The sequence below is a fragment of the Streptomyces sp. NPDC002564 genome (assembly GCF_042889645.1).
GTDB lineage: Bacteria > Actinomycetota > Actinomycetes > Streptomycetales > Streptomycetaceae > Streptomyces.
This window is the reverse complement of record NZ_JBIARE010000015.1, coordinates 111,861-128,963: the sequence shown is the minus strand read 5'-3', so window position 1 is coordinate 128,963 and position 17,103 is coordinate 111,861. Positions and strand designations below refer to the sequence as shown.

Genomic DNA, 17,103 nt, shown 5'->3' with positions numbered 1-17,103 from the left:
TTGGTGCGGGTGCTGCGGTTCAAGTGTCGCGCGGCCCGCCGGCAGACGGGCCGCGCGGAGGTCTAGACGGCGGCCGGGGCCTGCGGCTCCGGCTCCTCGGCGCCCCGCCCCGCCAGCCGCTCGCGCCAGGCGGCGAGCACGGCCGCGTCGGTGGGCCGGGTGGCCAGGGAGACGACGACGTACACGGCGAGCGAGGTCAGCAGGCCGTAGTAGACGGGCTCGTTGGCGAGGATGCCGTAGCCCCACATGAGGCCGACGACGGACAGGCCACCGGCGGCGACGGCCGCGAGCGCGCCGGCCGCGGTGCCGCGGCGCCACAGCAGGCCGCCGAGGATCGGCACGAGGAGCCCGGCGACGAGCAGGTTGTAGGCGACGGTGAGGGCCTCGACGACGTCGTTGAGCGCGATGGAGATGACGATCACGGCGGCGCCCATGGCGAGGATGAAGGCGCGGTTGCCCTTGACCTCGTCGTGCGGCCCGTCCTCGCCCGCCCCCGGTTTGACGGCCCCGCGCAGCCGCGCCCAGATGTCGTTGTTGGCCACGGTCGCGCAGGCGATGAGCGCGCCGGAGGACGTCGACATCACGGCGGCGAGCGCGGCGGCGAGGACCAGGCCGCGCACCCCCATCGGCAGCTCGTCCTTGACGATGGTCGCGAACGCCGCGTCGGCGCTCGGCAGCTTCGGGTACATGACCTTGGCGGCGGTGCCGATGACGGCGCCCGCGACCGCGTAGACCAGGCAGTACGTGCCGGCGACGGTGCCGCCGTAGCGGGCGACCTTGTCGCTGCGCGCGGTGAACACGCGCTGCCAGATGTCCTGCCCGATGAGCATGCCGAAGGTGTAGATCAGCACATACGTGAAGATCGTCTCGCCGCCGATGCCCAGCGGGTCGAAGTACTCGGTGGGCAGCTTGGCCTTCATCTCGCCGAAGCCGCCCGCCTTGACGACGGCGATGGGCAGCAGGAGCAGCAGCACGCCGATGGTCTTCACCACGAACTGCACCATGTCGGTGAGCGTGATGGACCACATGCCGCCGAGCGTGGAGTACGCGACGACGATCGAGCCGCCGATGACGATCGCCAGGGTGCGGTTCACGTCGAAGAGGACGTCGAAGATGGTGGCGTACGCGATGGTCGAGGTGACCGCGAGCATCAGCGTGTACGCCCACATGACGACGCCGGAGATGAGGCCCGCGCGCCCTCCGTAGCGCAGGTCGAGCATCTCGGAGACGGTGTACACCTTCAGGCGCGCGATGCGGGCCGAGAAGAAGACGCTCAGCGCGAGGATGCCCAGGCCGATGGTGAAGACCATCCAGGCGCCGGAGAGGCCGTACTGGTAGCCGAGGCCGACGCCGCCGATGGTGGAGGCGCCGCCGAGGACGATCGCGGCCATGGTCCCGGAGTACATCCACGGCCCGAGGCGGCGCCCGGCGACCAGGAACTCGGCCTTGGACTTGGCGCGGCGCATGCCCCACCAGCCCATGGCCAGCATCCCGGCGAGATAGACGACGATCACTGTGTAGTCGACGGCCATAAGGGGGGCCTCCTTCGCGCACCTCGGTGGCGTGTCGTGCAGATGGGGGGGGTGGGGTGGCGACCGGCCGCGGGGACATCCGCCCGTACCCGAGGCCTGCGGTCGGCACGACCTTAGGTGGCCGGAAAGCAGCGCTGAAGTGTACGTTTCCTCTACTTTCCACGACCGATACGGATGGAACGTCCACCGTGGCCGATCCGGCAGCCCCCACCACCCCACCGGCACTCCCGCCGACCCCGCCCGTCCCGCTCGCCGCGCTGCTCGCCCGCGAGGACCTGGGCCTGCGCCGGATCGCGGGACCGGACCCGCACGGCGGGGCGGCGGCCGCCGTGCAGTGGGTGCACACCTCGGAGATGACGGACCCCTACCCGTACCTGCTGGGCGGCGAGCTGCTGCTGACCGCGGGCGTGCACATCACCGACCCGACGGGCGCGGACGGCCACCTCGACGGCTATGTGGGCCGCATCGTCGCCGCGGGCGGCGCGGCCCTCGGCTTCGGCGTCGCCCCCGTGCACGACACCGTGCCGCGCGCCCTGGTGGAGGCCTGCGACCGGCACGGCCTGCCGCTGGTGGAGGTGCCGCCGCGCACCACCTTCAGCGGGGTCGCCCGCGCGGTGTGGCAGCTGATGGCGGAGGCCAGGCACGCGGAGCTGCGCCGGGTCACGGAGGCCCAGCAGGGCCTCGCCACGGCGGCCGCCCGGCCCGACCCGGTGCCCGCCGTGCTGCGCCAGCTGGCGGCCAGGCTCGGCGGGCTCGCCGCGCTGTACGGGCCGGACGGGGCGGAGCTGCAGACGGCGGGGCAGGCGCGGGACGCCGTGCGGCGGGCACTGCGGGAGCTGACCGGGGTGGTGCGCCGCCCGGCGCCGGCCGCCCCGGCGTCCGCCGCGGACACGGCGGGGCCCACCCATCTGGCCGCGTACGCGCTGGGCGGCGGGCGGGGCTTCGCGCTCGGGGTCGCCACGGACCGCCGCGAGCCGGGCGACCACACCATCGCGGGCGCCGCGGTGGTCCTGCTCTCCCTGCTCACCGGCGAGCACCAGGGCGCCTCCGAGGCGGACCGGTCGGCGGCCCTGGTGCGGCTGCTCCTGGGCGCGGACGCGGCCCAGACCGCGCCGCTCCTGGGCAGCGAGCGGTGGAGCGTGGTGCACGCGCGCGTGACGCACTCCGCGGGCGAGCGGCACGGCACCGGCGCACCGGCCGCCTCCGGACTCGCCGCGGCCCTGGGCAGCGTGCTGGTCGACCCGCACGGGCCCGACGGCGCGGTACGCCTCCTGGTCCCCGCCGACCGCGACGTCGGCGCGACGGACGGCTGGACGCTGGGCGTCTGCGCCGCCGCGCCGACCGGCGAGCTGGCCGCCGCCGACGCCCGGGCGGCCCGCGCGCTGCGCCGTGCGGAGGCCACCCGGCAGCCCCTGGTGCGGCACCACGAGAACGGCATCGCGGCCCTGGTCGCCCCCGAGGAGGCGGACGCCCACGCCCGCGCCCTGCTCGCCCCCCTCACCGCCCACGCGGCCCTGACGGGGACCCTGCGCACCTGGCTCTCCCTGCACGGCAGCTGGGACCGCACGGCGGTGGCCCTCTCCGTCCACCGCAACACGGTCCGCCAGCGCATCACCCGCTGCGCGTCCCTCCTGAACACGGACCTGAACGACCCGGACGTCCGCATGGAACTCTGGTTCGCCCTGACCCGATCCCCATGACCGCCCCCACGCCCCGAGGACCGACAGGCCCCCGGCCAGGAACGCGAGGAACTGCGCGCCCCGCGGCCGAACGAACAACGGGCCCCCACCAGGGGCGCGGGGAACTGCGCAAACACCCCCACCACCCCACAGCCGAACGAACCACAGGAGCCCGGTCAGGGGCGCGGGGAACTGCGCACCCAGCCACAAGAGACCCGCGGCCGAACGAACAACGGCCGCCCCCCAGGGGCGCGGGGAACTGCGCGCCCAGCCACACCGGACCCGCGGCCGAAAACGCCCCCCGGCGCGGGGCAACACACATCACAGGCCCGCCTACTGGGACGCCCCGGCCCCACGGCCCGAGTGACGGCAGAATGGGGTCCATGTCCATACCCAGCCGCGCCGCGCTCGTCGACCACCTCGTCCGCACCCGCATCGCGGGGGACGTCGCCACGCCCCGTGAGAACAACCTCAGCCACTACAGGAAGCTCGCGAACGGCGACCGTCACTACTGGCTCGGCCTGGAGCTCGGCGACCGCTGGACCGACGAGCAGGACGTCCTCGCGGTGATGGCCGAGCGCTGCGGTGTCGTCGACGACCCGCAGTACCGGCACGGCCAGGACACCATCGACCCGCAGCTGACCGTCGACGCCCTGGACCGCATGGCCGCCCGGCTGCGCAAGGCCGCCGCCGACAAGGACAGCGTGCTCTTCGCGACCGGCCACCCCGGCGGCCTGCTCGACGTGCACCGCGCGACGGCCGCCGCCCTGCGCGCGGCGGGCTGCGAGATCGTGGTGATCCCCGAGGGCCTGACCGCCGACGAGGGCATGGTCTTCCAGTTCGCCGACGTGGCCATGCTGGAGCGCGGCGCGACGCTGTGGCATACGCACTCCCCCGAGCCGATGAACGCGATCCTGGACGGCCTGGAGCGCGCGGGCCGCCCGCAGCCCGGCCTGGTCGTCGCCGACCACGGCTGGGCGGGCCGGGCGGGCCAGCGCGGCCTGGACTCCGTGGGGTACGCGGACTGCAACGACCCGGCGCTGTTCATCGGCGAGGCCGAGGGCACCGTGCAGGTGACCGTGCCGCTCGACGACCACGTGACGAGCCCGCGCCACTACGACCCGATGACGGCCTACCTGCTGGACGCGGCGGGGCTGACGCCCGGCTCCTGACCCGGCCCCGGCGTCGGGTCCAGATAGACCCGCCGGACGGCGGGGAAGCGCTCCTGGATGCGCTGCGCCATCCGGTCGCAGGCCCGCTCGATGTCCGCGGCGCTCGACAGGTCCCGGAAGTCGACCTTCGCGGCGACCAGGGCCTCCTTGGGGCCCTGGAGCAGGGTGGTGAGCTCGAGGACGTCCACGACGTGCGGGTCGGCGAGCAGCTCGGCGCGGACCGCGGCCCGCATCTCGACGGGCAGCGGGCGCCCGATGAGCAGCTCGGAGTTGGCGTGCCCGAGCACCCAGGCGACGTACACGAGCAGCACGCCGATGCAGAGCGAGGCGACGCCGTCCCACACGCCGGAGCCGGTGAGCTGCCCGCCGAGCAGTCCGGCCGCGGCCAGCACGAGACCCACCAGCGCCGCCGAGTCCTCCATCACGACGGCCTTGACCGCGGTGTCGGGGGTGTGCCGCAGGTAGCGCTTGAGGTGTACGCCGAACCGGTCGGCCTCGCCGCGCGCCTGCCGCAGGCCGGTGCGCAGCGAGTAGCCCTCCAGGAGGAAGGCGATGCCGAGCACGATGTACGAGATCAGCGGGTCGCCGGGGTCCTCGCCGTGCGTGAGGGTGTGGATGCCGTCGTACACGGCGAAGACGCCGCCGCCGACGAACGTGGCGACGGAGGCGAGCAGCGCCCAGATGTAGCGGGCGCCCCCGTAGCCGAGCGGGTGCTCCTCGTCGGCGGGCTTGTCACTGGCCTTCAGGGAGACGAGCAGCATCAGCTCGGTGACCGTGTCGGCGACGGAGTGCGCCGCTTCGGAGAGCATGGCGCTGGAGCCGCTGACGATGCCCGCGACGGCCTTGGCCAGCGCGATCCCGAGGTTGGCGACGGCGGCGACGACGACCGTGAAGGTGCTCTCGCCGCCGCCCGCCGGCGGTTGCTCACTCATGTGTCGGACGGTATGTCCGATCAGGGGGGAACGCGAACTCCGGTCGGGTCTCAGCGGGGTACCCGGATCACGCCTTCCTGGATGACGGTGACCGCCAGCCTGCCGTCCTGCGTCCAGATGCGGGCCTGGCCCAGGCCCCGGCCGCCGGAGGACGAGGGCGACTCCTGGTCGTAGAGGAGCCATTCGTCGGCGCGGAAGGGCCGGTGGAACCACATGGCGTGGTCGAGGGAGGCGCCGACGACGTCGCCGACGGCCCAGCCGCCGCGGCCGTGCGCGAGCAGCACGGAGTCGAGCAGCGTCATGTCGGAGACATAGGTGGCCAGGCAGACGTGCAGCAGGGGGTCGGACGCGTAGTCGGCGAGCTTGCCGTTGGCGCGGAACCAGACCTGGGAGCGCGGCTCGCGGGGCTGTCCGACGGTGGCCCACGGCGGCTCGTCGGCGTAGCGCAGGTCGACGGCGGCGCGGGTCTCCAGGAGCCGCTCGGCGACGTGCGCGGGCAGGTGGCGCGGGAGCGTCTCGGCGGCGGTGGGCAGCGTCTCCGGGTCGAGCGCGGGCGGCATCTGCTCCTGGTGCTCCAGGCCTTCCTCGTACGTCTGGAAGGACGCGGAGAGGTGGAAGATCGGCTGCCCGTGCTGGACGGCGACGACGCGGCGGGTGGTGAAGGAGCGGCCGTCGCGGATGCGGTCCACGGTGTAGACGATGGGCGCGCCCGGGTCGCCGGGGCGCAGGAAGTACGCGTGCAGGGAGTGGGCGGGCCGGTCGTCGGGGACGGTGCGTCCGGCGGCGACGAGGGCCTGGGCGGCGACCTGGCCGCCGAAGACGCGGGGCACGAGCGCCGAGCGGCTCACGCCCCGGAAGATGTCCTCCTCGATCCGCTCCAGGTCGAGCAGATCGAGGAGGGCTTCGAGTGCCTGGTTCATGGGAGGAGTTCTACAGGGCGTCTCGTCCGAGCGGCCCTACAGGCCCATGTTCTTCGCGATGATCATCTTCATGACCTCGCTGGTGCCGCCGTAGATGCGGTTGACGCGGTTGTCCGCGTACAGGCGGGCGATGGGGTACTCGTTCATGAAGCCGTAGCCGCCGTGCAGCTGGAGGCACTTGTCGATGACGCGGTGGGCGACCTCGGTGTTGAACAGCTTCGCGGAGGCGGCCTCGGCGGCGGTCAGCTCGCCCGCGTCCAGGGCCTCCAGGGCGCGGTCGGCGACGGCCTCGGCGGCGTCCACCTCGGCCTGGCAGGCGGCCAGCTCGAACTTGGTGTTCTGGAAGGAGGCGACCGTCTTGCCGAAGACCGTGCGGTCCTGGACGTACTCCTTGGCGAACCGGACGGCGGCCTTGGCCTGCGCGTACGCGCCGTAGGCGATGCCCCAGCGCTCGGAGGGCAGGTTGCTGCCGAGGTAGTAGAAGCCCTTGTTCTCCTCGCCGAGGAGGTCCTCGACGGGGACCTTCACGTCGACGAAGGCGAGCTCGGCGGTGTCGGAGGTCTTCAGGCCGAGCTTGTCGAGCTTGCGGCCGATGGAGTAGCCCTCGGACTTGGTGTCGACGGCGAAGAGGGAGATGCCGAAGCGGCGGTCCTCGGCGGTGGGCGCGGAGGTGCGCGCGCAGACGATCACGCGGTCGGCGTGCACGCCGCCGGTGATGAAGGTCTTGGAGCCGTTGAGGACGTAGTGGGTGCCGTCCTCGGAGAGCTTGGCGGTGCTCTTCATGCCCGCGAGGTCGGAGCCGGTGCCCGGCTCGGTCATCGCGAGCGCCCACATCTCCTCGGCGGAGACGAACTTCTCCAGGTAGCGCTTCTTCTGCTCGTCGGTGGCGAGCGCCTTGATGTAGGGCAGGGCGAGCAGCACGTGGACGCCGGAGCCGCCGAAGGTGACGCCCGCGCGGGCGGTCTCCTCGTACTGGATGGCCTCGAACTTGTGGGTGTCCAGGCCGGCACCGCCGAACTCCTCGGGCACGTTGATGCCGAAGAGGCCCAGCTCGGCGAGCTTGTAGTAGAACTCGCGCGGCACCTGACCGGCGGCGAACCACTCGTCGTGGACCGGGACGACCTCGGCCTCGATGAAGGCGCGCAGGGTCTCCCGGAACGCCTCGTGGTCCTCATTGAAAACGGTACGGCGCACGGAGAACTCCCTCTGCCTACGGCCTACGGCGACTAAGCGCTTGCTCAGAGGCAGGTTACCCGGGAGTCACCAGAGCGTCCAGAGACGCGTGTCACTCGGCCGCCCGGCGTCACCCGGCGGCCGGGGCGACCGCGGCGGCGAACGCCCCGCGCGCGAGCCGGTGCAGCAGGTCCGACATCGCCGTACGGCTCGGCAGCGCGTCGCGGCGGCTCAGGTGCGGGGTGGAGTTCAGCAGCCCGAAGACGGCGTGCACGGCGACCCGCGCCGCGTTCTCCGCGAGGTCCGGGTAGACCTTGCGCACGACGTCGACCCAGATCTCCACGTACTGCCGCTGGAGCTGGCGCACCAGCTTGCGGTCGCTGTCCCGCAGGCGGTCCAGCTCACGGTCGTGCAGGGTGATCAGGGAGCGGTCGTCCAGGGCGAAGTCGATGTGCCCCTGGATGAGCGCGTCCAGGACGCGCCCGGGCGAGCCGTCCACGTCGGCCACGCACCGCTTGCCGCCCGTCAGGAGCTGCCCGCTGATGCCCACCAGCAGCTCGGCGAGCATCGCGTCCTTGCCCGCGAAGTGCCGGTAGAGACCGGGGCCGCTGATGCCGACGGCCGCTCCTATCTCGTCGACTCCGACTCCGTGGAAGCCGCGCTCGGCGAAGAGCCGGGCGGCCTCCTTGAGGATCTGCTCGCGCCGGGTGGGGGCGTCGGTTCTCGTGGCCATGGAATTGATTCTAGACAGGCCGGTTAGCGATCGTTAACCTTGGGGAAACACGTTAACGGTCATTAACCGAACCGAAGGTCGACCGAGTGCACCGAAAGAACCGAGCAAGGGGGCTCGACTGATGCGGCAGGCACCAGTGCTGGCGAGCGCGGCGGATCCCGCGTCCGAGGCATGGCGGGCGAACGAGGCGGCACACACCGCCCTCGCCGAAGAGCTGCGGGCCAAGCTCGCGGCGGCCGCGCTCGGCGGCGGCGAGCGGTCGCGGGCCCGCCATGTGGCGCGCGGCAAGCTGCTGCCCCGCGACCGCGTGGACACCCTCCTGGACCCCGGCTCCCCCTTCCTGGAGCTGGCCCCCCTCGCGGCCGACGGGCTGTACGGCGGGGACGCCCCCGCGGCCGGCGTCATCGCCGGGATCGGCCGCGTCTCGGGCCGCGAGTGCGTGATCGTCGCCAATGACGCCACGGTCAAGGGCGGCACGTACTACCCCATGACCGTGAAGAAGCACCTGCGCGCCCAGGAGGTGGCCCTGGAGAACCACCTCCCGTGCCTCTACCTGGTCGACTCGGGCGGCGCCTTCCTGCCGATGCAGGACGACGTCTTCCCCGACCGCGAGCACTTCGGCCGGATCTTCTACAACCAGGCCCGGATGTCCGGCGCGGGCATCCCGCAGATCGCCGCCGTCCTCGGCTCCTGCACGGCCGGCGGGGCGTACGTGCCCGCGATGAGCGACGAGGCGGTGATCGTGCGCCATCAGGGCACGATCTTCCTCGGCGGCCCGCCCCTGGTGAAGGCCGCCACCGGCGAGGTCGTCACCGCCGAGGAGCTGGGCGGCGGCGAGGTCCACTCCCGCACCTCCGGAGTGACCGACCACCTCGCCGAGGACGACGCCCACGCCCTGCGCATCGTGCGCACCATCGTCTCCACGCTCCCCGAGCGCGGCCCGCTGCCGTGGTCGGTCCAGCCCGTGGAGGAGCCCAAGGTCGACCCCCTGGGGCTGTACGGCGCGGTGCCCACCGACTCCCGCACCCCCTACGACGTCCGCGAGGTCATCGCGCGCGTGGTCGACGGCTCGCGCTTCGCCGAGTTCAAGTCGGAGTACGGCACGACCCTGGTCACCGGCTTCGCCCACATCCACGGCCACCCGGTCGGGATCGTGGCGAACAACGGCATCCTGTTCTCCGAGTCCGCCCAGAAGGGCGCCCACTTCATCGAGCTCTGCGACCAGCGCGGCATCCCCCTGGTGTTCCTGCAGAACATCTCCGGCTTCATGGTCGGCAGGGACTACGAGGCGGGCGGCATCGCCAAGCACGGCGCGAAGATGGTGACGGCCGTGGCCTGCGCCCGGGTGCCCAAGCTGACCGTCGTCGTCGGCGGTTCGTACGGCGCGGGCAACTACTCGATGTGCGGCCGGGCCTACTCCCCCCGCTTCCTGTGGATGTGGCCGAACGCCAAGATCTCCGTGATGGGCGGCGAGCAGGCCGCCTCCGTCCTCGCCACGGTCAAGCGCGACCAGCTGGAGGCGCGCGGCGAGGAGTGGCCCGCCGCGGACGAGGAGGCCTTCAAGGACCCGATCCGCGCCCAGTACGACGCGCAGGGCAACGCCTACTACGCCACGGCCCGCCTCTGGGACGACGGGGTCATCGACCCGCTGGACACCCGCCAGGTGCTCGGCCTCGCCCTGACGGCGTGCGCGGGCGCCCCGCTCGGCGAGCCCCGCTTCGGCGTCTTCCGGATGTGAGGGGCCGACCATGAGCGACTTCCAGCAAGGGACCACCTCGGGGAGAGGGACCATGTTCGACACGGTGCTCGTCGCCAACCGCGGCGAGATCGCGGTCCGCGTCATCCGCACGCTGCGGGCTCTCGGCGTCCGCTCCGTCGCCGTCTTCAGCGACGCGGACGCCGACGCCCGGCACGTGCGCGAGGCCGACACGGCCGTCCGGCTCGGGCCCGCACCGGCCGCCGAGAGCTATCTGTCCGTGGAGCGCCTGCTGGCGGCCGCGGCGGCGTCCGGCGCCCAGGCCGTCCACCCGGGCTACGGCTTCCTCGCGGAGAACGCCGGCTTCGCGCAGGCCTGCGCCGACGCGGGGCTGACCTTCATCGGCCCGCCCGCCGGCGCCATCTCCCTGATGGGCGACAAGATCCGCGCCAAGGAGACGGTGAAGGCGGCCGGCGTCCCGGTCGTGCCCGGCTCCTCCGGCAGCGGCCTGACCGACGCCGAACTGGCCGCGGCGGCACGCGAGATCGGCACGCCGGTGCTGCTCAAGCCCAGCGCGGGCGGCGGCGGCAAGGGCATGCGCCTGGTGCGCGACGAGGCGCTCCTCGCCGACGAGATCGCGGCCGCCCGCCGCGAGGCCCGCGCCTCCTTCGGCGACGACACGCTGCTCGTGGAGCGCTGGGTCGACCGCCCCCGGCACATCGAGATCCAGGTCCTCGCCGACGCCCACGGCCACGTGGTGCACCTCGGCGAGCGCGAGTGCTCGCTGCAGCGCCGCCACCAGAAGATCATCGAGGAGGCGCCCAGCGTCCTCCTGGACGAGGCCACGCGCGCGGCGATGGGCGAGGCCGCGGCCCAGGCGGCCCGCTCCTGCGGGTACGCGGGCGCGGGCACCGTCGAGTTCATCGTGCCGGGCAACGACCCCTCCTCGTACTACTTCATGGAGATGAACACCCGCCTCCAGGTGGAGCACCCGGTCACCGAGCTGATCACCGGGCTCGACCTGGTCGAGTGGCAGCTGCGGGTGGCCGCCGGCGAGGAACTGCCCTTCGCCCAGGACGACATCACCCTGACCGGGCACGCCGTGGAGGCCCGCGTCTGCGCCGAGGACCCCGCCCGCGGCTTCCTGCCCTCGGGCGGCACCGTCCTGTCCCTGCACGAGCCGCAGGGCGAGGGCGTGCGCACCGACTCCGGCCTGAGCGAGGGCACCGAGGTCGGCAGCCTCTACGACCCGATGCTCTCCAAGGTCATCGCCTACGGCCCCGACCGCGCCACCGCCCTGCGCAAGCTGCGCGCGGCCCTCGCGGACACGGTCACCCTCGGCGTCCCGACCAACGCGGGCTTCCTGCGCAGGCTCCTCGCCCACCCGGCCGTGGTGGCGGGCGACCTGGACACCGGCCTGGTGGAGCGCGAGGCCGGGTCCCTGGTCCCGGACGGGGTGCCGGACGAGGTGTACGAGGCGGCGGCCGCCGTGCGCGAGGCCGCGCTGCAGCCCCCGGGCGACGGCTGGACCGACCCCTTCTCCGTGCCGAGCGGCTGGCGGCTCGGCGGCACCCCGGCACCCGTCACGCACTGGCTGCGCGTCGCGGGCCACGACCCCGTCGCGCACCGGCTGCGCGCCACCGGCCGCACCGTCACCGCCGACCGCGTCGCGGTCACCGTGGACGGCACCCTGCACACCTTCCGCCGCGCGGGCGACTGGCTCGGCAGCGGCGGCGACGCCTGGCACGTCCAGGACCACGACCCGGTCGCGGCCTCCCTGACCGGCGCCGCGCACGCCGGGGCGGACGCGCTCACCGCCCCCATGCCCGGCACCGTCACCGTCGTGAAGGTCTCCCCCGGCGACCGGGTGAGCGCCGGCCAGAGCCTGCTCGTGGTCGAGGCGATGAAGATGGAGCACGTCATCTCCGCCCCGCACGCCGGCACCGTCGCCGAGCTCGACGTCACCCCGGGCACGACCGTCGCCATGGACCAGGTCCTCGCCGTCGTCACCCCCGAGGAGGAGCAGGAATGACCACCGACCCCAGTGCGGCCCCGCCCGCCGCGGGCGGTTCCGCGGACACGCCGCTGGAGCTGGCCGAGGCGCCGCTGCCCATGGTCGTGCCGACCCGCGGCCTGCCCGCCCGCGTGCGCATCCACGAGGTCGGCGCCCGCGACGGCCTGCAGAACGAGAAGACGGTCGTCCCCACGGAGATCAAGGCGGAGTTCATCCACCGCCTGGCCGAGGCGGGCCTCGGCACCGTCGAGGCGACCAGCTTCGTGCACCCCAAATGGGTGCCCCAACTGGCCGACGCGGAGCAGCTGTTCCCGCTCCTCGGCGACCTCCCCGACGTCCACCTGCCGGTCCTCGTGCCGAACGAGCGCGGCCTGGACCGCGCGCTGGCGCTCGGCGCGCGCCGCGTCGGGGTCTTCGCCAGCGCCACCGAGTCCTTCGCCCGGGCCAACCTCAACCGCACGGTGGACGAGGCCCTCGCGATGTTCGCGCCGGTCGTCGCCCGCGCCCGCCAGGAGGGCGTGCACGTCCGCGGCTACCTCTCGATGTGCTTCGGCGACCCGTGGGAGGGCGCCGTGCCCATCTCCAAGGTCGTCCGGGTCAGCCGCGCCCTGATCGACATGGGCTGCGACGAGCTGAGCCTCGGCGACACGATCGGCGTGGCCACCCCGGGCCACGTCTCGGCGATGCTCGCCGCGCTCAACGCCGTCCAGGTGCCGACCGAGCGCATCGGCGTCCACTTCCACGACACGTACGGCCAGGCGCTCACCAACACCCTCGCCGCCCTGCAGCACGGCGTGACGACGGTGGACGCCTCCGCGGGCGGCCTCGGCGGCTGCCCGTACGCGAAGAGCGCCACCGGAAACCTGGCGACCGAAGACCTCGTCTGGATGCTGCACGGCCTCGGCATCGACACCGGGGTCGACCTCGTCCGTCTCAGCGCCACAAGCGCCTGGATGGCCGACCGGTTGGGCCGACCCAGCCCCTCCCGCACCGTCCGTGCCCTCACGGCCCGCTCACACGACGAGCAGACCGCCTCCCACCAGGAGCAGTGAACAACGATGGACCACCGCCTGAGCCCCGAGCACGAGGAACTGCGCCGCACGGTCGAGGCGTTCGCGCACGACGTCGTGGCCCCCAAGATCGGTGACTTCTACGAGCGCCACGAGTTCCCCTACGAGATCGTCCGCGAGATGGGCCGCATGGGCCTGTTCGGCCTGCCCTTTCCCGAGGAGTACGGCGGCATGGGCGGTGACTACTTCGCCCTGGGCATCGCCCTGGAGGAGCTCGCCCGCGTCGACTCCTCGGTGGCGATCACGCTGGAGGCGGGCGTCTCGCTGGGCGCGATGCCGCTGCACCTCTTCGGCACCGAGGAGCAGAAGCGCACGTGGCTGCCCCGGCTGTGCGCGGGCGAGGTGCTCGGCGCGTTCGGTCTGACCGAGCCAGACGGCGGCTCGGACGCGGGCGGCACCCGCACGACGGCGGTGCGCGACGGCGACGACTGGGTGATCAACGGCTCCAAGTGCTTCATCACCAACTCCGGCACGGACATCACGGGCCTGGTCACGGTCACCGCCGTCACCGGCCGCAAGGAGGACGGGCGCCCGCTGATCTCCTCGATCATCGTGCCGTCCGGGACGCCGGGCTTCACGGTGGCCGCGCCCTACTCGAAGGTCGGGTGGAACGCCTCGGACACCCGCGAGCTGTCCTTCTCCGACGTCCGCGTCCCCGCGGCGAATCTGCTGGGCCAGGAGGGCCGCGGGTACGCGCAGTTCCTGCACATCCTCGACGAGGGCCGCGTGGCGATCTCCGCGCTGGCCACCGGCCTCGCCCAGGGCTGCGTGGACGAGTCCGTGAAGTACGCCAGGGAGCGGCACGCCTTCGGGAAGCCGATCGGGGCGAACCAGGCGATCCAGTTCAAGCTCGCCGACATGGAGACGCGGGCGCACATGGCCCGCGTCGGGTGGCACGACGCCGCCTCGCGCCTGGTCGCGGGCGAGCCCTTCAAGAAGCAGGCGGCCATCGCCAAGCTCTACTCCTCGACGGTCGCCGTGGACAACGCCCGCGAGGCCACCCAGATCCACGGCGGCTACGGCTTCATGAACGAGTACCCGGTCGCCCGCATGTGGCGGGACTCCAAGATCCTGGAGATCGGCGAGGGCACGAGCGAGGTGCAGCGCATGCTGATCGCCCGGGAGCTGGGCTTCGCGGGCTGACGGGCGCGGGCCGGGGGGGAGCCGGGCGCGGGCCGGGCGCGGCAGGTACGGAACATCGGGCTCCGATTAACTTAGGTTAGCCTAAGCTTCTGTTCCGGCCGGCGGCTCCCGGTCCCCGGCCGCCGCACGTCACGAAAGCAGAGACGCCCATGCCCCAGGCCCGCCTCCCCCAGCCTTCCCGCCGCGGCCTCCTCGCCGCCGGTGGCGCTCTCGGCCTGACCGCCGTCCTGGCGGCCTGCGGCGACAAGAAGAAGGACGGATCCGCCGGCGGCGACACCGGCGCGGGCGGGTCGGGCCCGTGGAGCTTCGAGGACGACCGCGGCAAGACCGCCAGAAGCGACGCGACGCCCAGGTCGATCGTGGCGTTCACCGGTGTCGCGGCCGCCCTGTTCGACTACGGCATCGAGGTCAAGGGCGTCTTCGGCCCGACGACGACCAAGGGCGGCAAGGCCGACGTGCAGGCCGGCGACATGGACGTCAGCAAGCTGACGGTCCTCGGCAACACCTGGGGCGACTTCAGCATCGAGAAGTACGCGAGCCTCGCCCCGGACGTCCTGATCTCCACCATGTTCGACGCCAAGGGCACCCTCTGGTACGTCCCGGAGGAGAGCACGGACAAGATCCTGAAGCTCGCCCCGAGCGTCGGCATCAGCGTGTACGACCGCCGGCTCACCCAGCCGCTGCGGCGCATCGAGGCGCTCGCCGAGTCGCTCGGCGCGGACGTGCGGTCGGCGAAGGTCACCCGGGCGAAGAAGCGCTTCGAGGACGCCTCCGAGCGGCTGCGCAAGGTCGCCGGGGCCAACAAGGACATCAAGGTCCTCGTCGGCTCCGCGAGCCAGGACCTGTTCTACGTCTCCGGCTCGAACCTCTCGGTGGACCTGGAGTACTTCAAGGCGCTCGGCGTGAACCTCGTCGAGCCGCCGGAGAAGGCCAAGTCGGAGTCCGGCGGCTGGTTCGAGAACCTCAGCTGGGAGAACGTCGACCGCTACCCCGCGGACCTGATCATGATGGACAACCGCACCTCGGCCATCCAGCCCGCCGCCCTGGACAAGTCCGAGCCGACCTGGCGCAAGCTCCCCGCCGTCAGGGCCGGACAGGTCATCCCGCGCGTCACGGAGCCGATCTTCTCGTACGACAAGTGCGCGCCGATCCTGGAGGACCTCGCGGACGCGATCGAGAAGGCCAAGAAGCTCACCTAGCCGGCGGGCGCCCCGGAGACGGTCCTCCGGGGCGCCCGTCCCCTCTCACCCCGCGGGTCTCACCCCGCGGGCCAGGGCACCTGCGGCGACTTGTAGTAGCCGATGCCCAGCGCGTCCCAGCGCGGGGCCTGCCCGGCGAGCCGCACCTTGTACGCGTCCCAGTCGTGCGTGGCCGCGGGCGACCAGCCCAGCTCGGCGATGCCGGGCAGCCGCGGGAACGCCATGAAGTCGAGCTGCGCGGAGGTCGACAGCGTCTCCGACCACAGCGGCGCCTCGACCCCGATGACCGCCTTCGCGGGAGCGCCCTGCAGATACGTGCCCGGGTCCCAGTCGTAGGACCGCTGCACCTCGACGTAGCCCGCCCAGGAAAGACCGAGCGGGGTGTCCTTGGTGTACTTGTGGTCGAGGTAGGCGCGGTCGGCCGGCGAGAGGACCAGCCGGGTGCCGTTCTTCGCGGCGTTCACGACCTGCTCCCGCTCGGCGGCGCCGGTCCGGTCGTAGCCCCAGTACTGCGCGACGGCGCCCTCGGCGGGCGTGGCACCGGTCAGCTGGTGCCAGCCGAGCACCGTCTTGCCGTACTTGGCGACCATCGGCTGCACCTTGTCCATGAAGGCGACGAAGTCCTCGTGGCTGGTGGAGTGCGCCTCGTCGCCGCCGATGTGGAGGTACGTGCCCGGCGTCATGGCGGCGAGCTCACGGATCACGTCGTCCACGAAGTCGTACGTCACGCCCTTCGTCGCGCACAGCGAGCTGAAGCCGACCTCGGTGCCGGTGTAGAGCGGCGGGGCGACACCGTCGCAGTTCAGCTCGGCGTACGAGGCGAGCGCGGCATTGGTGTGCCCGGGCATGTCTATCTCCGGGACGACCTCCAGATAGCGCGAGGCCGCGTAGTCGATGATCTCCTTGTACTGCGCCTTGGTGTAGTAGCCGCCCCTGCCGCCGCCGACCTGCGTGGACCCGCCGTACGTCGTCAGGCGCGGCCAGGAGTCGACGGCGATGCGCCAGCCCTGGTCGTCGCTGAGGTGCAGGTGCAGCTTGTTCATCTTGTAGAGGGCCGCCTGGTCGATGTAGCGCTTGACCTGGTCGACGGTGAAGAAGTGCCGGGAGACGTCGAGCATCGTCGAGCGGTACGCGTAGCGCGGCCGGTCCGTGACGGTGCCGCCCGCGACGCGCCAGGGGCCGCGCTGCTCCGTCTTCTTCTCGACGGCTGCGGGCAGTTGCTGGCGCACCGTCTGGACGCCGTGGAAGAGCCCGGCGCCCGTCCGGGAGGTGATGGTGAGGGAGCCGCGCGCGGAGACGACCCGGTAGCCCTCGGCGCCCAGCGCCTTGTCCGCCGCCCCCGCGCCGATGCGCAGCCGGATGCCGTCCTCGCCCTTGCCGGTGGTGACGGGCAGCCGGTAACCGGTGGAAGGGCGCAGCACCGCGGCGAGGTACTCGGCGACCCGGCGCTCCCGCGCGCCCGCGCCGACCCGGATCCGCGTCTTGGCGGTGATCTCGTAACCGGCCCCGCCCTCCTCGGTCCTCAGCGGCGCGGGCACCACCCGGCCGAGCGGGGTGAGGGCGGGGAGCTCGGCGCCCGCCGCGGCCCTCGGGGGCGCCGCGGCGAAGGAGGAGACGCCCATCGCCCCGACGAGCAGCAGCGAGCCGAGGATCCGGCGCGTCCTGGTCCTGCCCGGCGTACCGCCCCGCGCTCCTCCGGGTTGTGCGCCGTACGGCGTGCCGGTCGTCCTGCTGTGCGATCTCACAAGCGGGTCCCTTCGACGGGCCTGCGCCGCGGTGGGGCACGAGTGCGGCGCGTCGGCGGCGCTACCGTGGTGCATCGCAATCGAACAGTTCTCCT

General features: G+C 72.9%; 13 protein-coding genes. 7 read left to right on the top strand and 6 right to left on the bottom strand.

Features of this window, described 5'->3' with window-relative positions; genetic code table 11:
- Positions 1-62 precede the first annotated feature (62 nt).
- On the bottom strand, positions 63-1,532 hold the full coding sequence (locus ACFYXE_RS34970; protein ID WP_389319583.1) for a sodium:solute symporter: 1,470 nt from the start codon (positions 1,530-1,532) through the stop codon (positions 63-65).
- Positions 1,533-1,720: 188 nt separating this feature from the next.
- On the opposite strand from ACFYXE_RS34970, the gene ACFYXE_RS34965 reads away from it, so the two are divergent.
- Entirely contained in the window at positions 1,721-3,232 is a 1,512-nt protein-coding gene (locus ACFYXE_RS34965; protein WP_389319581.1) for a PucR family transcriptional regulator, read from the top strand.
- A 362-nt stretch (positions 3,233-3,594) separates the two neighbouring features.
- Entirely contained in the window at positions 3,595-4,383 is a 789-nt protein-coding gene (locus tag ACFYXE_RS34960; RefSeq protein WP_389319579.1) for a phosphatase, read from the top strand.
- On the opposite strand, the gene ACFYXE_RS34955 is transcribed toward ACFYXE_RS34960, so the two are convergent.
- From ACFYXE_RS34955 to ACFYXE_RS34940, 4 genes are all read right to left on the bottom strand, one after another.
- Positions 4,344-5,315 carry a cation diffusion facilitator family transporter gene (locus tag ACFYXE_RS34955; RefSeq protein ID WP_389319577.1) on the bottom strand — a complete coding sequence of 324 codons (972 nt, stop codon included), beginning with the start codon at positions 5,313-5,315 and terminating at the stop codon, positions 4,344-4,346. The two genes, ACFYXE_RS34960 and ACFYXE_RS34955, sit on opposite strands and share 40 nt — an antisense overlap.
- A 50-nt stretch (positions 5,316-5,365) precedes the next feature.
- A complete protein-coding gene (locus ACFYXE_RS34950) occupies positions 5,366-6,235 on the bottom strand; it encodes an acyl-CoA thioesterase II (RefSeq protein WP_361178739.1) in 870 nt (289 codons plus the stop codon).
- A 36-nt stretch (positions 6,236-6,271) separates the two neighbouring features.
- A complete protein-coding gene (locus ACFYXE_RS34945) occupies positions 6,272-7,429 on the bottom strand; it encodes an acyl-CoA dehydrogenase family protein (RefSeq protein ID WP_389319574.1) in 1,158 nt (385 codons plus the stop codon).
- A 109-nt stretch (positions 7,430-7,538) separates the two neighbouring features.
- Positions 7,539-8,141: a TetR/AcrR family transcriptional regulator gene (locus tag ACFYXE_RS34940; protein WP_389319572.1), complete on the bottom strand. Its 603-nt coding sequence runs from the start codon at positions 8,139-8,141 to the stop codon at positions 7,539-7,541.
- A 121-nt stretch (positions 8,142-8,262) separates the two neighbouring features.
- Here ACFYXE_RS34940 and ACFYXE_RS34935 point away from each other — a divergent pair, with 121 nt between their 5' ends.
- From ACFYXE_RS34935 to ACFYXE_RS34915, 5 genes are all read left to right on the top strand, one after another.
- Positions 8,263-9,879 carry a carboxyl transferase domain-containing protein gene (locus tag ACFYXE_RS34935; protein WP_389319570.1) on the top strand — a complete coding sequence of 539 codons (1,617 nt, stop codon included), beginning with the start codon at positions 8,263-8,265 and terminating at the stop codon, positions 9,877-9,879.
- Between the two features lie 52 nt (positions 9,880-9,931).
- On the top strand, positions 9,932-11,869 hold the full coding sequence (locus ACFYXE_RS34930; protein WP_389319621.1) for an acetyl/propionyl/methylcrotonyl-CoA carboxylase subunit alpha: 1,938 nt from the start codon (positions 9,932-9,934) through the stop codon (positions 11,867-11,869).
- A gap of 80 nt (positions 11,870-11,949) precedes the next feature.
- Entirely contained in the window at positions 11,950-12,903 is a 954-nt protein-coding gene (locus ACFYXE_RS34925; RefSeq protein ID WP_389319619.1) for a hydroxymethylglutaryl-CoA lyase, read from the top strand.
- 6 nt (positions 12,904-12,909) lie between these two features.
- The gene (locus ACFYXE_RS34920) at positions 12,910-14,064 is read left to right on the top strand and encodes an acyl-CoA dehydrogenase family protein (protein ID WP_361178728.1); all 1,155 of its coding nucleotides are present in this window, start codon (positions 12,910-12,912) and stop codon (positions 14,062-14,064) included.
- Positions 14,065-14,213: 149 nt separating this feature from the next.
- Complete coding sequence (locus tag ACFYXE_RS34915; protein WP_389319567.1) at positions 14,214-15,263, top strand: ABC transporter substrate-binding protein; 1,050 nt, start codon at positions 14,214-14,216, stop codon at positions 15,261-15,263.
- 59 nt (positions 15,264-15,322) lie between these two features.
- Here ACFYXE_RS34915 and ACFYXE_RS34910 read toward each other — a convergent pair whose 3' ends face one another.
- Positions 15,323-16,885, bottom strand: coding sequence for a beta-N-acetylhexosaminidase (locus ACFYXE_RS34910; RefSeq protein ID WP_389319617.1), 1,563 nt, complete (start codon positions 16,883-16,885; stop codon positions 15,323-15,325).
- Between the last annotated feature and the right edge of the window lie 218 nt (positions 16,886-17,103).